At 46.2% G+C, this 13,473-nt stretch carries 16 protein-coding genes and 1 pseudogene; 8 read left to right on the forward strand and 9 right to left on the reverse strand.

Features of this window, described 5'->3' with window-relative positions; all coding sequences use genetic code 11:
* Positions 1-62: 62 nt before the first annotated feature.
* The gene (locus tag IV40_RS03905; protein ID WP_057769069.1) at positions 63-881 is read right to left on the reverse strand and encodes a chitosanase; all 819 of its coding nucleotides are present in this window, start codon (positions 879-881) and stop codon (positions 63-65) included.
* A gap of 118 nt (positions 882-999) precedes the next feature.
* Here IV40_RS03905 and IV40_RS03910 point away from each other — a divergent pair, with 118 nt between their 5' ends.
* Entirely contained in the window at positions 1,000-1,659 is a 660-nt protein-coding gene (locus tag IV40_RS03910) for an HAD family hydrolase (RefSeq protein WP_057769070.1), read from the forward strand.
* 44 nt (positions 1,660-1,703) lie between these two features.
* Here the strand turns inward: IV40_RS03910 and IV40_RS03915 are convergent, their stop codons facing one another.
* Positions 1,704-2,177, reverse strand: coding sequence for an effector binding domain-containing protein (locus IV40_RS03915; protein WP_057769071.1), 474 nt, complete (start codon positions 2,175-2,177; stop codon positions 1,704-1,706).
* A 70-nt stretch (positions 2,178-2,247) separates the two neighbouring features.
* Positions 2,248-2,793: a TetR/AcrR family transcriptional regulator gene (locus IV40_RS03920; RefSeq protein WP_057769072.1), complete on the reverse strand. Its 546-nt coding sequence runs from the start codon at positions 2,791-2,793 to the stop codon at positions 2,248-2,250.
* A gap of 186 nt (positions 2,794-2,979) precedes the next feature.
* Here IV40_RS03920 and IV40_RS03925 point away from each other — a divergent pair, with 186 nt between their 5' ends.
* Entirely contained in the window at positions 2,980-3,231 is a 252-nt protein-coding gene (locus IV40_RS03925) for a hypothetical protein (protein ID WP_057769073.1), read from the forward strand.
* Positions 3,232-3,573: 342 nt separating this feature from the next.
* Here IV40_RS03925 and IV40_RS03930 read toward each other — a convergent pair whose 3' ends face one another.
* Genes IV40_RS03930 through IV40_RS03940 form a run of 3 tightly spaced genes read right to left on the reverse strand, consistent with a single transcriptional unit; the run spans position 3,574 to position 5,976 of the window.
* A complete protein-coding gene (locus tag IV40_RS03930) occupies positions 3,574-4,242 on the reverse strand; it encodes an ABC transporter ATP-binding protein (protein ID WP_057769074.1) in 669 nt (222 codons plus the stop codon).
* Positions 4,242-5,309 (reverse strand): ABC transporter permease, encoded by a 1,068-nt coding sequence (locus tag IV40_RS03935; RefSeq protein WP_057769075.1) that lies wholly within the window; start codon positions 5,307-5,309, stop codon positions 4,242-4,244. The genes IV40_RS03930 and IV40_RS03935 overlap by 1 nt, the downstream gene beginning before the upstream one ends.
* Before the next feature lie 58 nt (positions 5,310-5,367).
* Positions 5,368-5,976: an ECF transporter S component gene (locus IV40_RS03940; protein ID WP_057769076.1), complete on the reverse strand. Its 609-nt coding sequence runs from the start codon at positions 5,974-5,976 to the stop codon at positions 5,368-5,370.
* 101 nt (positions 5,977-6,077) lie between these two features.
* Here IV40_RS03940 and IV40_RS03945 point away from each other — a divergent pair, with 101 nt between their 5' ends.
* Positions 6,078-6,686, forward strand: a complete 609-nt coding sequence (locus IV40_RS03945; RefSeq protein ID WP_057769077.1) for a TetR/AcrR family transcriptional regulator — start codon at positions 6,078-6,080, stop codon at positions 6,684-6,686.
* On the opposite strand, the gene IV40_RS03950 is transcribed toward IV40_RS03945, so the two are convergent.
* Together IV40_RS03950 and IV40_RS10715 are read right to left on the reverse strand one after the other, a co-directional pair.
* On the reverse strand, positions 6,683-7,369 hold the full coding sequence (locus IV40_RS03950; RefSeq protein ID WP_057769078.1) for a GTP pyrophosphokinase: 687 nt from the start codon (positions 7,367-7,369) through the stop codon (positions 6,683-6,685). The two genes, IV40_RS03945 and IV40_RS03950, sit on opposite strands and share 4 nt — an antisense overlap.
* Positions 7,370-7,572: 203 nt before the next feature.
* The gene (locus tag IV40_RS10715) at positions 7,573-7,737 is read right to left on the reverse strand and encodes a hypothetical protein (RefSeq protein ID WP_156404222.1); all 165 of its coding nucleotides are present in this window, start codon (positions 7,735-7,737) and stop codon (positions 7,573-7,575) included.
* A 235-nt stretch (positions 7,738-7,972) separates the two neighbouring features.
* On the opposite strand from IV40_RS10715, the gene IV40_RS03955 reads away from it, so the two are divergent.
* From IV40_RS03955 to IV40_RS03970, 4 genes are read left to right on the forward strand one after another with little or no spacing between them, the layout of a single operon-like run.
* Entirely contained in the window at positions 7,973-8,821 is an 849-nt protein-coding gene (locus IV40_RS03955) for a DUF3100 domain-containing protein (protein WP_057769079.1), read from the forward strand.
* Positions 8,821-9,267: a hypothetical protein gene (locus tag IV40_RS03960; RefSeq protein WP_057769080.1), complete on the forward strand. Its 447-nt coding sequence runs from the start codon at positions 8,821-8,823 to the stop codon at positions 9,265-9,267. Before IV40_RS03955 ends, IV40_RS03960 begins: the two co-directional genes overlap by 1 nt.
* Before the next feature lie 8 nt (positions 9,268-9,275).
* Positions 9,276-10,595 (forward strand): amidohydrolase family protein, encoded by a 1,320-nt coding sequence (locus IV40_RS03965; RefSeq protein WP_057769081.1) that lies wholly within the window; start codon positions 9,276-9,278, stop codon positions 10,593-10,595.
* Positions 10,592-11,338 (forward strand): sulfite exporter TauE/SafE family protein, encoded by a 747-nt coding sequence (locus tag IV40_RS03970; RefSeq protein WP_057769082.1) that lies wholly within the window; start codon positions 10,592-10,594, stop codon positions 11,336-11,338. The genes IV40_RS03965 and IV40_RS03970 overlap by 4 nt, the downstream gene beginning before the upstream one ends.
* A gap of 87 nt (positions 11,339-11,425) precedes the next feature.
* Here IV40_RS03970 and IV40_RS03975 read toward each other — a convergent pair.
* Positions 11,426-12,245: pseudogene (locus IV40_RS03975) on the reverse strand (ZIP family metal transporter).
* A 178-nt stretch (positions 12,246-12,423) separates the two neighbouring features.
* On the opposite strand from IV40_RS03975, the gene IV40_RS03980 reads away from it, so the two are divergent.
* Complete coding sequence (locus IV40_RS03980; protein WP_057769083.1) at positions 12,424-13,464, forward strand: zinc-dependent alcohol dehydrogenase family protein; 1,041 nt, start codon at positions 12,424-12,426, stop codon at positions 13,462-13,464.
* The last annotated feature ends 9 nt before the right edge of the window (positions 13,465-13,473 follow it).

The following is a 13,473-nucleotide window of genomic DNA, read 5'->3' on the forward strand; positions in this document are numbered from 1 at the left end:
CGAAACGTGGTAGCCATCTACGACGAAGTCAAAAAATCGACTTCTGTCATGCGCCCACTTTTTTATTCAGATTGTTTTTCCAACCGCAGAACGTCCTTTTCAGTCAAATGATACTTATCGCCGTACATCGTCCAGCGGAGCGGCAGCTGCAAATTGAATTTCTTTTCACGAATCAGCCGCCGCTGCACTTTGAGACGGGATAAATCACGATGAGCCTTTTCCCGTTTCATAATCGGCGTCCGGGCATCCAGAAAGGCGTTCAAATATTTACCTTCATCGCCGCCCTGTGCCGGTGTTTTGGCTAGCCGCCAGGCACTGCGCCGAATGCCTTGAAACGACGTCTTATCATGGGTGGTCCCTGGTCCATGCACCACTAAGGCATCATAATAGATATACTGTCCCAACGGCCCCAGCTGGTCGCGCCGGGCATAACGTAACGCCACATTCAAATATTGACGGTTCAAAATAGCATTTTGCGCCGCAATAAATTCTTTGTCATGGGCAGCTTTTTGCCAAGCTTGTTCAAAGGGCTGCCCCAAACCTTGATGCGAGTCGGTCCCTTTGACGGCTTTCAACGCCGACAAATATTTAACCAGGCCATTATGGTGCGGCCGCAGCTCAACATATTTGCGGACCACATCAAACATATCGCCGGTCCGGGAGGTAAAACCGATAATGCCGCCTGTATAGCCCCGACCATCGCCAATGTCTTCAATGTATGCATATTGTTTCGGATAATCCGTCGTCGAATTTTCCGCACTTGAAACGAGCGCAAACGCCGTTGCCCGTAATTTGCCCGTTTTGATTGTGCCCTGCTTGTGCGCCGAACAACCCGTCAGCAGCACCAGCATGACCATTAAAATCGAAACCCACTTTTTCATTCACGTCACTCCTACTTTATTAGTGTACAAAAATGAGTTTGAAAAGCCACTGTTTTCCCGCTTTTCACAGAAAAACTTTAGAAACATGCTACACTCAAAGTAAAAGGAGTGACCCATTATGAAACTGACATTTGACTGCTATGACACATTGCTCGATATGACACCAATCGATGCCGTGCTGACCGAAATTGCCCGCACCGGCAACGTTAACGCTGATAAGGCGCTCGCCATTTATGCAAATTACGAAGACCGCTTGATGTACGTCAATAATATCCGCCCTTACGAAAAGCTGATTGCCGCCAACCTTGATTTCGTCGACATGGAGCTCAGCTGTGCACCCCTATTCAAAACCCATTACGACGATGTCCTGGCAGCGTATCACCAGCTCCAGCCGTACCCAGAAGTTGTCCCAGCCCTGCAGGCACTCAAGCAGCAGGGCCACCAACTATACTTGATGTCGAATTCAGCGCCTGATTTGATGCAGGACCATCTTGCCGTCTTAGGCAATACAATCGAACATGCCTTCACTCCCGATGAAGTCGGCTGTTACAAACCGCAAAAAGGCTTTTTTGAAACCGTTGGGGCCGCTTTACACCTCACCAACGAAAATCACCTGCATATTGCCCATGGTTACTGGTGGGACATCATCCCTTGCGACCAGGTCGGCTGGCGCAACATTTGGATTAACCGGAACCATCTCAGCGCCCTGCCTCAATTTCAACCAACCTATGAACTGCCCGATTTGACCGAATTGCCCCGTCTGGTCCAGCAGCTTTAAACCACCGCACAAAAAAATCCCGAATGATTCGGGATTTTTTGCTTTTATGCTTGCGCTGTGACTGGAATCCAAATTTCCCCCATCGCCTGTGTGCCTTTGTGGCCTTGGAGAATCGTCGTATTGGGCCCGCCGACATATTGATAATCGGTCAGGTTTTTCAAAACATCGCCAAAAGCCGTTTTTTCGAGATTGCTGAATAATTCAGTTGCCGTTGCACCGGTTCCGTCGATGACTAAATAGTTGCCAGCGTCAAAATGAATGTGCGCCCAATCCGCTTGAACGGGTGCTGCCACCTGCCGGCCGACGTAATAGCGAGCGCCGTCTGGAGTCGCCTCATTGACTGCAAATTCATAATCATTGACTGCTTTCTGCGCCAATTTTTCAAAGGCGGGGTCGCCGGTCGCCTGCTGCCAAAAATCAGCTTTCTGCTGCGGCATCAAACTGTAGTCGCCGGATAAATCTTTTTCAAAGCCGACGACTGTAAAAGCATCTTTTTTCTCAATGCGATAATCTGCCATATCGAGAACCTCCTTCAGTGTTTACCCTTCTAATCTAGCACGGAAAACTCATTGGGGGGTTGGCGACGCCTTATTCGAACATTGCCTGTCTGAACCGGCCGGCAAAATGGGCAATCGCTTCATCGACGGTATGCGTTAAGGACCAGCGGATAAAGCTCATCACTACATCGGTCCCCAAAAAGACCATGAAGTCACGGGGCAGCGTCGACGGCCGATCAGAGGTGTCCAAATAATGCGTCCATTCTTCTTTTAATTCCTGCTTGATATTTTTGGTCAGATCGGCGTTTTCCTCATGAACATCAAGCAACGTCAAAATGGCCTGTCCCTGCGGTTGCAGGCGCTTATAAAAGGCAATCAGGGCTTTGTCGCCAGATTCAGACATCAGCACATTGAGACGGTCATGCATCAGACGAGCAAATAAATCGGTATAATGGGCCACCATCTGCTCGAGCAATGCGTATTTATCTGTGTAATGATCATAAAAGGTCGACCGGCCTGTCAGCGCTGTTGCACAAATATCGGCAATCGTAATCTTGTCAAACGTTTTTTCCCGCAGCAGTTTCAGCAAAGCCGTTTGAATATCACGTTCCGTTTTCACTTTTCGAATGTCCTGCACCTTTTTTACCCCTCATTCTGATCAATTTCCGTTAAACCATTTGCTTTCTGACAATTATAAGCTATTTGTCCGGAAACGAACACCTTTCTGAAAATTGTACGTGGTCAACTGGCCGTCTGCGCCGTATCCTATGGACTGTTAAATACGTTCCAGCATTTAACAATTTGGAGAAACGAGATGAGTTGTATGTATACTTGGACTTTTTGGATCTTAGCCGTCTGGTTTGTTGTGAATGTGATTTGGATGTTTGCACAGTCGAAAAACCAATCACTTCTGAAAACTTTTGCTTGGATCAATGTAATTGCTATTATTTGGGGATTCTGGGCTTATTACGCAGCTGCGAGCCATGGTGCAATCGGCGGCTGGTTCATCACCCTCAATTGGATCAACGTCGTTTTAGCTATTTATCAATTCTATGTCGGTTACAGCAAAGACTAAACAACCATTCATACACAAAAAAACCGCTGTGTTCTCAGCGGTTTTTTTAGTGCACGAGTGCATCGGAATATGTAGTTTTATGCAGTTGGTTGATGTGAAAAACTGGCCATTCCGTCCGAATACTCACTCCCCCGAACAAGCATCCTTCAAAAGGTAGTGTTAGCGCTTGCTGACAATTTAAACAAGGTCTTTTAATAAAATTTTAAGCTTTTTTTAATCCGGACCGCTACCGTGTTAGGTCGATTTATACTGTCAAAACAAAAGCAGCTCTTAAAATGCAAATTTTGCATTTTAAGAGCTGCTTTTCGTGAAATAATGACTGATGTCATCTGAGCGGAACAATTATTTTTGCAATTGTAATTGGCCATCGACCATTTCATAAACATGATCGGCATCTTTAAGCAAGTCATCATCATGGGTGACCATGATGACGGCCACATGATGCTGCTTAGCTTGTTCCTGCAACGTCTGAACGACTTGGGCGGCTCGTTTCGAATCGAGCGCCGCCGTCGGTTCATCGGCGAAAATGACTGCTGGGTGATTATACAACGCACGTGCAATCGCAACTCGCTGTTTCTGCCCGCCCGACAGTTTGTTCGGGAAATGCTGCCGTTCCTCAGTAATCCCTAAGGCCGTCAGCAGCTGGTCGGCATAGTCGCCGTGATCTTGTTTACTGAGCTTATCGACCAATTTAAACTGCTCGTCAACTGTTAAAAACGGAATCAGATTCGATGCCTGCAAGATGAACCCATATTGGTTAAAGCGGACTTTGCTGCGCTCTTTTTCTTTCATCTGCGCCAAATCCTGGCCGTTCAGCAGCACTTGACCGCTGGTTGGCGTCAGCAAGCCGCCCATCATCGTCAGCAGCGTCGTTTTGCCGGAACCGGAAGGACCCGTCAGAATAATAAATTCACCGGCCGCCACACTGAGGTCGAGCGGTTTAACGGCTTCCGTTGCGGCAGAACCAGTGCCGAATGTTTTCGTAACTTGTTTCAATTCAAGTACAGCCATTATTCAGCACCTCCAATTGCACGGATCGGATCAATCTTCAAAATCTGCCGGATGGAGAAGACGGATCCTAAGACGACCATGAGCAGCAACCCAATCGAAAAGCCGCCCACTAACAAGCCATTATTCGAATACGGCATCGCCGCCGGCAGAATCAAGACTGTCAGCTGATTGGCAATCAAGCCGAGCCCAATGCCGACAATTCCCAGAATCAGCGACTGAGCGATGACACTGTGAATCAAGGTCCCATTACTGATGCCCTGTGCCCGCATGATGCCGTAAACACTGATATTTTGAATTGTCAAAATATACATAAAGATGGCGACGATGAACAAGACAATCACAAATAACGCCCCAATCATCAAACTGAAGGTAGAATTCTGCGCACTGTAGCCAGGAATGTTCTGAATCATCGTATTGATGGTAATCGTCTTGACATCCTTGAGCTTTTTGACATCGCTCGTCTTCTTATAAACGACACCGCTGATATTGCCTAAATCGGCATTCGTATATTTGACTAGATTGTAGGTTTTCAACGTTGTAAAGACGACTGGCAGTGTCCCATACAGATTGCCTTTGGTAAAGCCGACAATCTTCAAATCAGTTTTATTGCCGTTGACATGGAGCTGGTCGCCCAATTTCAAAGCACCGTCATCGAGCTGTTCATCGACCACAATCTGATGGTCGTTTTTAGCCTGATGCCCTTTGATTAGCTTCGGTTTAATAAAACTATCGAATTTGATTCCAAAAACAGTCGCATCGATATCTTTGGAATGGCCCTTTTGCGTCACCACGGCCGCCATTTCACCTAAAGGCGCCTGGTTCTTCGTCAGGTGATTCGTATTGACGTTGCTGGCGGGAATCGTTGAAGCGGCGAGGTTCGAATCGGCATATTTGCTGATGCCGACTCGTGCGGCGCCCCATTGATCGACAGCAAGACGATTATCGGCCGCCAGCCCATAAGCCAATCCCGTTAAAAAATAAATTAAGTAAGCGATCAGGAACAGCACCAAAATAACCAGTGCATATCTTCCCTTGTTGGCCTTTAGTTCATGTGTCGCTAAGTACATCTGAATTTCCTTCCCTAGTTGCTAAGATAAGTACGAAATTCATTGTACACCACTTGCTTTATTTTATTTTGACACTTTGCTTTGGTTTGAGAACGATAAATAACGCCCGCACAATCAATGGCGTCAGGATTGCTGCGACCAGTGCCTCCATGCCGCCGCTGGTAACCATTACCGCCGATAATGCCTTGACCAAAGCCGTGCCAGAAACATGATATAATTTGACCATTGTCGAAGTATATAGCCAATATTCGAGTGAAACGACTAGAATAGTGTTAGTGGCCGTTCCCAATAATGCAGCAATGATGCTCGCTAGGTTGATTTTTTTCGTCCATTTGACCAGCCACTGATAGCTGACGCCGGCAACGAGACCGACCAGCACACGTGGGAGGACGGCGACAACTGGATTTGTAAAGATAATCGGATCAATCGGACTGGTCGGATTCGTCCATGCACGAATCATCGTCAGAATCCCCCAGAACAAACCGACGACCATTCCATCAACAGGTCCTAACACAATTGCCGCTACAATGACCGTAATATGAATGATTGTTACCGTTGTGATTCCCAATGGAATGAACCCTAAAAAGGGTGTCTGGGTCTGTACGATGATAATCGCCAGTAAAACACCCAGTATTGCGATCCGTTTGGTCTTATCATTTGTTTTCAAAAATGATACCTCCTCAAGTTAGTGACACTCGTGTCATAATTTATGTAACGTAGTATAGCACTTAATGACATTCGTGTCATTTTTAAAAAGGAGTTTTTTTAATGCCGGCACATTCACAAGAAGAACGTAAAGAAGAAAAACGCAAGAAAATCCTGGACGGCGCTCGCAAAGTGTTCATCAAAAAAGGCTTCATCGATGCGACCATGAAGGATATCATCGATGAAGTCGGTATTAGCCGGGGCGGTATTTATTTGTATTTTCAGTCGCTGGATGAAATCTTTGTCGAAGTCGTCCGCAATCGCAACGGCCACCGTTTCGATGCTATCCGCACTCAAATCGAACATAATGCCCCTTTCGACGAGGTACTGTCGGCCTATTTTGCCGAACACAAAGACCGCCTGCTCTATTCGAGCAACGACAGCATCTTGCGCGCCACTTATGAGTTTTATTTCACCCATAAAACGACACCGTCCGTCAAAGCATTCCAGCGCCAGCAGTTCAATGACACCAAACAGACGATTCTCTCGATTTTTGCCCTAGGCGTCCGTCAAGGCGTGTTACGGAACGAACACCTCGACCAGCTGGCTGAAACCTTTATTTTTGTGATCGAAGGGCTGAATGCAGCCTCTTTGACCGAAGGTACCGAAGAACAACAGGTCGACGATCAATTTACGTTTCTGAAACAAAGTCTCCCCTATCAAAAAGATTAGTCATCTTTCGGCTGGCCATTGTCGGCCCAAATCCGCCGTTTCAGGTCGTTCATCTCGTAATCCAGTTTCGTAATCAGCTTGGCCTTGTCCGTCATCGTCTGAACGATTTCATCCTTATGAGCAACATTTTTCTTGTAGTTGAGCTGGTGTTCCAAAGAGGCCCAGAAATTCATGGCGATCGTGCGAATCTGCAGTTCGACCTCAGTCACTTGGATATTCGAATCAACATAAATCGGCACTTCCATGATCAGATGCAGGCTTTGGTAACCATTGGGTTTTGGATGTTTGACATAATCTTTGACCTTGGTAATCCGGAAATCAGGCTGCGATATGATCAACTTCTTGAGTTCATCGACATCATCGAGAAATGGGACGATGACACGAATTCCGGCAATATCATGGATCGTTTTTTTGATTCCGTCAGGAGTTAAGTCACTGCCCTTGCGTTCCATTTTTTCCAAGATGCTTTCCGGTTTTTTCATCCGTGACTGGACACTATCGATCAATGCACGGTCATACTGCAGTTGATAGGCTTTGCCGAGATAATCGATTCGGTTCAAAACCATCTTCATCGCCGTTTCATACTGCAGCCGGACTTGCTGCACCCCTTTCATTGAACTCGAAATGTCGCTCCGTTTAGTCAATGCGGTCAATTCATTCATTAGTTCACCATTATCAGACATGATTTATCTCCTTAGGAATTACTTTCTCCTATTACATTATGCTTGAAGACACACTATCGCAAGTGGATGGAAAAAAGGCCAGCGTGCAATAAAAGTCGTTTTTGACAATGAGAATTAACAGACTTTTGGAACACGTTTAGGCAAATTTTAGTCGTAACGCATAAAAAGGCAGCCCTAATTTTATTTTAGGGCTGCCTTTTTTACTATCTCGTAATATCGATTCGTAATGGGAGGCGCTTTTCGACAAATTCTTGGTCCGACATATGCCGTCCCAGAGATTCAAACCCATGTTCAGATGGCAAAGCTTTCAAAAAATGAAATTCGGCCTTACTATCCGCTGCATTGAGCACTTTTAAAAAGAGAGTCATTGTCGGCCTCCTTATCAACACACGCTGATCTTTTTCAAGTTTAACGATTATTTATTTAAAATACAATTTTCAATTGATGTTCGTTTTTAAGCTTAATAATTTTTTTAAATAATTGTTCTATTATTAAATATGCAGTAATTAACGAACAATTTATGCAAAAGCATCATAAATGTTATTTATTTATTTTCCGTGGTTTGCTAAGATGAGGTTGTAATCATTTTTAGGAGGTCATTGCATGTCAAAAACGAAACAATATACGTTCCATAGTTTGCGTGAACGTATTCGTAGTGAAAAGAAGATTTATTTAATGGGACTCCTTTTCGTGATCATCGCCAGCAGCATTGGTGAACTTCATTTTAAAATCGGTGCTGGTGTTTTTATCCTCTTCCCTATTTTTTATGCCATTATTTTTGGCGTTGTCAGTGGTCCGCAAGCACTTAAATTTTTCAACAATAAAGAAGTCAAATTGGCTTCTAAACTAGTGGTGGTTGGGATCTGTCCTTTCATCGTCAAACTCGGAATCACAGCTGGCGCTAATCTGAATACCATCTTGAGTGCCGGTCCGGCCTTGTTATTTCACGGATTAGGCAATCTGCTAGGTATTTTTTTGGCACTACCAGTTGCCATGCTGCTCGGCATGCGGCGTGATGCGGTCGGCGCCAGCAGTTCGCTGAATCGTGAATATCAAGTTGCTATTATTAATAACATCTATGGCGCTGATTCTGAAGAAGCCAGTGGCAGTATGGCAATCTACATTGTTGGTGGTATGATCGGTACCCTTTATTTTGGCTTAATGGCCTCCATTTTTGCTGGAACAGGCCTCTTTGCACCGAAGGCATTGGGAATGGCATCTGGTGTTGGCGCCGGTATCTTTATGGCTAGCGCTAGTGCCAGTCTTGCTGAAATCTTCCCGCATCAGGCAGCGACAATCACGGCTATGGCGTCCGCTAGCAATACAGTCATCAGCATCACTGGTATTTACATCACCATGTTTTTGGCCGTCCCACTGACCGACTTTCTTTATAAAAAATTGTTGCCACTTTTTACACCTAAGACTGCTAAAGCAGGGGAGGAGACCAAATAATGCGTTACCGTGAATGGCTCTTTTTACTCATTGTCTGCAGTGTTGGAACCGCATTTGCAAATTGGCTTGGTTACGGCGTCAGTCTGCAAAAAAGCATTCCTGGTTTGACCGTTTTGATTCTTATCTCGCTGCTTTCAGTCGTCTTGGTCAAAGTAATCCCAGTTAAGATTCCATTAGTTGCTTATTGTTCGATTCTCGGTCTGCTGTTTGCTGCACCTTTTTCACCCATTCATACTTTTGTAATCAATAGTGTCAATGCGATTCAATTTGCCGCTCCTTTCACAATCGTCGGCTCCTTTGCCGGTATTGCGATCGGTGATAAATTAAAAGAATTTGTCAGTCAAGGTTGGAAATATATTATTGTCGGCCTTTTAGGAATGACTGGGACCTTCTTGGGCTCGATCCTTTGGGATTCATTCATGCTCAAGATCACCAATGCCATTTAGAGGTGGCCATGACAAAAAAAGAGACTGAAATCTGGATCAAACAGGCAACAGTCCTCACTCAGCCTGGGACCATCAAACACGATCAAGATATTTGGATCAAAAATGGTCGGATCGCTGCTGCGGGGCCAAACCTGAAATTAAATGATTTTACCGGAACGACTTTGGATGGTCGTAATCTGCTCTTTATGCCTGGCTTGATCGACAGTCATTTACATACTGGCCAGCAACTCTTACGTGGCCGCGTTTTGGACGCCAAGCCCATTATTTGGACACGGATCATGCTGCCGTTTGAGAGCACTCTGACACCAGAAAAAATGCAGCTGAGTGCCCAAAGTGCCGCTTTGGAAATGATCACTAGCGGCACAACTGGATTCGCCGAATCAGGCAGTTATTACATGACTGCTGCCGCCAAAGTCTATGCACAGAGCGGTTTACGCGGTGCCCTAGCCTATTCGACCATGGATGACCCAACGCTACCAGCTTCAATCAAGATGTCAGCCGTTGAGGCGATCCACCATACAGATGCGCTTTATAATGAGTTTCACCAGCACGGCAATCTGAAAGTCTATTATTCATTACGAGCTCTGAATGCCTGCTCAACTGAATTAGTCTTGCTAGCGGCAAATGCTGCCAAAGCACATCAGACTTTCTTAGAGGCCCACATGAACGAATACCCACAAGAAGTCGCAGGTATTATTGCTCGAACTGGAAAGACACCCTATGAATGGTTGGACAGTCTTGGCGTCTTAACCGAAAACTTTCTAGGCGCACACAGTATCTTTCTTACTGAACAAGAAAAAAAGCTGCTGCAAAAATACCACATCAAGGTTTGTCATTGCCCCTTCAGTAATGCTGGCAAAGGCGTCCCTGATACACCTGACTTGCTGAAAATGGGCATTCGTGTTGGCTTAGGAACAGATGGAACTGCGCACGGCGGTCTCAGTTTATGGAATGAAATGAAGATTTTTCGTTCCATAATGAATCTTTATTATGGTGTCAAACAAGGAATTCCTAACATCATGCCAGCCAAAACGATTTTTCAAATCGTACTCAATGGTGGCGCAGCCGCACTTAATGAAGCTGGCCAGCTCGGCAAAATCCAGCCGGGCTACAAAGCCGACTTGATTGGAATCAATCTTGATCAGCCCCATCTTTATCCTACCGGCAACTTGCAAAATACATTGCTTGAGAGCGTCAACAGCAATGATGTCACTGAAATGATTGTCGGCGGCAAGCAGCTCATGCATCAGCGTGAGGTCCTGACCTTAGACGAAGAAAAAATCATGTTTACACTCAAACAAAAACGAATGAAATTAGGGATCGAATGACACTTTTTATCATTATTATTGCAAATATCATTATTGGGGCACTGGTCGGCATGACTGGGGTAGCTGGCTTTCTCCTGCCTATTCTATATACAAGCTTAGTCTTTCCTGTCAATGCTGGTCTAGCCTTCAGTTTTGCCGCTTTTGTCGTTTCTGGCACACTCGGTACTTATAATTATCACAAGCTCAGACTGCTTGATTTTCCATTAGCTTGTAAACTTGGGATCGGCAGCTTTATCGGTGCCATTTTAGGGGTCCGGCTCAATTTATTGCTCTCTAGCGCTACGATTAAAACCATTTTATATTGGGTCGTATTATTATCAGGAATTTCGATTCTAATCAAAACACGCCAAACAACCAGTTCAAACCACAAGCAACAGCATCAACTGCAAAAAAACAGTTTCTTATTTGTGCTTGGTGCGATTACTGGTTTAATTTGTGCCTTATCAGGTGCAGGAGGTCCGATTTTAGTGATGCCGCTCCTGCTGCTCTTTGACTGTGAGCCACATCTGGCTGTCGGAGTGGCATTGCTCGATTCTGTTTTTATCAGTCTACCAGCTGCTGTTGGTTATTTGAGCCAGATCAATTTGAACAATTACCTGCTATTATTTATCCTGATTCTAGTCAGTCATGGCATTGGTGTTTATGGTGGTAGCCGCTATGGAAACCGGCTCAATGGTACTTACTTAAAAATCGGTGTCGCACTCTTTTCCATCGGCATTGCTGCGCTCCACCTTTTTTTATAAACGCTGATTCACTGAAATCAGTATTTTTATTCTCTTCAAGGGGGATGGCAACGAAGTCAACACTGGCTTCTTCCAGCTCCCCTTTCTTTATCCCAATGCCACATCCAAAATCATCATCAGAATAAAACCTGTCATGACCCCCAAGACGGCCATATGGCTATTCTGACGGGTACTCTGCTGGGCTTCGGGAATCAGTTCTTCGACGACGACATAAATCATCGCCCCAGCGGCAAAGGCCAGCGCATACGGCAAGATTGCCGTCATTCGGCTAACCAGTAGTGCGCCAATGACACCGGCGAGCGGCTCGACAATTCCAGACGCCTGGCCATATAGGAACGAACGAGTCCGGCTCAATCCGCCTTGGCGCAGCGGGATCGAAACCGCCGCTCCTTCCGGAAAGTTCTGGATGCCGATTCCAAGCGCCACTGAAACGGCGGCAGCCACAGCAGCTGTCGGATTGCCAGCTTGTGTGACGGCTCCGAAAGCGACCCCAACGGCCAAGCCTTCCGGAATGTTATGCAAGGTGATTGAAAAGACGAGTAAAATCGTCCGGCGTAAATACGACGGAAACGGTTCGGCCGCTGTCGCCTTTTTTAGCCGTCAGATGCGGCAACACTAAATCGGCGGCATAGAGGAATAAGCCGCCGGCGCCAAAGCCGAGCGCCACCACCAGCCAGGCAATATCGCCGTTTTTTTCGGCTTGTGCAATCGCCGGATCGAGCAGCGACCAGAAACTAGCCGCAATCATCACACCGGCCGCAAAGCCTAACATTAAATTCAAAATATTTTTGTCGATGCTCTTAAAGAAAAACACCAAGGCCGCACCGGCCGCTGTCATCAGATAAGTGAAAATAGTGCCCGCTAAGGCTTGCTGCCAAGGGGCTAAGTCCATGAATGCTTCTGTCATTGCGCTCACTCCTTCAAGGCCACTGTAACATGTTCACGCTTGAAAAGATATTAAAATTAACGCTTAAAAACAAAATAGTTTAGCTGTGCCTAACTAAAACAAATTTCAGCAAATTGCTTGCCTTGAAGCACACTCCATGGTTTAAACTGAAGGCAATCAATTAAGGAGGTCTTTGCATATGAAAGCAGGCGTATTTATCAAACCTGGTCAAGTCGAAGTCAAGGAATTTCCAAAACCGACGATTGAAAAACCGGGTGATGCCATCATCCGGGTCGTCCGGGCCAGTGTCTGCGGTTCCGACTTATGGTGGTTCAGAGGTATTTCACATCGGGATGCCAACAGTCTGATTGGCCATGAAGCCATCGGGATTGTTGAATCGGTCGGGTCCGAAGTGACTCATATTAAGCCTGGCGACTTTGTCATTGCCCCATTCACACATGGCTGCGGCCATTGTGTAGCGTGCCGAAATGGTTTTGACGGCGATTGTCTCAACCAGGAAAGCGGCGGCAACGGCGGTTACCAAGGCGAATACTTACGTTTCTACAATGCCGATTGGGCGCTGGTCAAGATTCCGGGCCAGCCTAGCGATTACTCAGACGACATGCTGAGTTCCTTTGTAACCTTGGCTGACGTTATGGCAACTGGTTATCATGCCGCTGCGAGTGTCGAAGTCAAAGACGGCGATACGGTCGTTGTCTTAGGCGATGGAGCTGTCGGTTTGTGCGGTGTGATTGCTGCCAAATTACGTGGTGCCAAACGGATTATTGCAATGAGCCACCATGAAGATCGGGCCAAATTGGCACGTGCGTTCGGAGCTACTGATATTGTTTCCGAACGTGGCGACGATGCAATTGCCAAAGTCATGGACCTGACGAACGGCGATGGGGCTGACGCTGTGCTCGAATGTGTCGGCACCGAACAATCCGTCGCTGAAGCGACTAAAGTCGGCCGTCCTGGTGCGATTGTCGGTCGTGTCGGTGTACCGCAAAATCCTGAAATGAACACCAACAACCTCTTCTGGAAGAATACCGGTTTGCGGGGCGGAATTGCTTCTGTTACCACCTATGACAAAGCCGTTCTGCTGCAAGCCGTCTTAGATGGCAAGATTAATCCTGGGAAGGTCTTCACCCAGAAATTCGACCTCGATCACATCCAAGACGCTTATGATGCCATGGATCAGCGCAAAGCCATTAAGTCGGAATTGATCATCAGCGATTAGGTCCGCTGT

It is taken from the genome of Lactobacillus selangorensis (assembly GCF_001437205.1).
Lineage (GTDB): Bacteria > Bacillota > Bacilli > Lactobacillales > Lactobacillaceae > Paralactobacillus > Paralactobacillus selangorensis.

What these genes read in the sequence shown, in the direction of transcription:
- IV40_RS03905 (WP_057769069.1), bottom strand. Translation starts at nt 881, where the DNA reads ATGAAAAAGTGGGTTTCGATTTTAATGGTCATGCTGGTGCTGCTGACG.
- IV40_RS03910 (WP_057769070.1), top strand. Translation starts at nt 1,000, where the DNA reads ATGAAACTGACATTTGACTGCTATGACACATTGCTCGATATGACACCA.
- IV40_RS03915 (WP_057769071.1), bottom strand. Translation starts at nt 2,177, where the DNA reads ATGGCAGATTATCGCATTGAGAAAAAAGATGCTTTTACAGTCGTCGGC.
- IV40_RS03925 (WP_057769073.1), top strand. Translation starts at nt 2,980, where the DNA reads ATGTATACTTGGACTTTTTGGATCTTAGCCGTCTGGTTTGTTGTGAAT.
- IV40_RS03930 (WP_057769074.1), bottom strand. Translation starts at nt 4,242, where the DNA reads ATGGCTGTACTTGAATTGAAACAAGTTACGAAAACATTCGGCACTGGT.
- IV40_RS03935 (WP_057769075.1), bottom strand. Translation starts at nt 5,309, where the DNA reads ATGTACTTAGCGACACATGAACTAAAGGCCAACAAGGGAAGATATGCA.
- IV40_RS03945 (WP_057769077.1), top strand. Translation starts at nt 6,078, where the DNA reads ATGCCGGCACATTCACAAGAAGAACGTAAAGAAGAAAAACGCAAGAAA.
- IV40_RS03950 (WP_057769078.1), bottom strand. Translation starts at nt 7,369, where the DNA reads ATGTCTGATAATGGTGAACTAATGAATGAATTGACCGCATTGACTAAA.
- IV40_RS10715 (WP_156404222.1), bottom strand. Translation starts at nt 7,737, where the DNA reads ATGACTCTCTTTTTAAAAGTGCTCAATGCAGCGGATAGTAAGGCCGAA.
- IV40_RS03955 (WP_057769079.1), top strand. Translation starts at nt 7,973, where the DNA reads ATGTCAAAAACGAAACAATATACGTTCCATAGTTTGCGTGAACGTATT.
- IV40_RS03960 (WP_057769080.1), top strand. Translation starts at nt 8,821, where the DNA reads ATGCGTTACCGTGAATGGCTCTTTTTACTCATTGTCTGCAGTGTTGGA.
- IV40_RS03965 (WP_057769081.1), top strand. Translation starts at nt 9,276, where the DNA reads ATGACAAAAAAAGAGACTGAAATCTGGATCAAACAGGCAACAGTCCTC.
- IV40_RS03970 (WP_057769082.1), top strand. Translation starts at nt 10,592, where the DNA reads ATGACACTTTTTATCATTATTATTGCAAATATCATTATTGGGGCACTG.
- IV40_RS03980 (WP_057769083.1), top strand. Translation starts at nt 12,424, where the DNA reads ATGAAAGCAGGCGTATTTATCAAACCTGGTCAAGTCGAAGTCAAGGAA.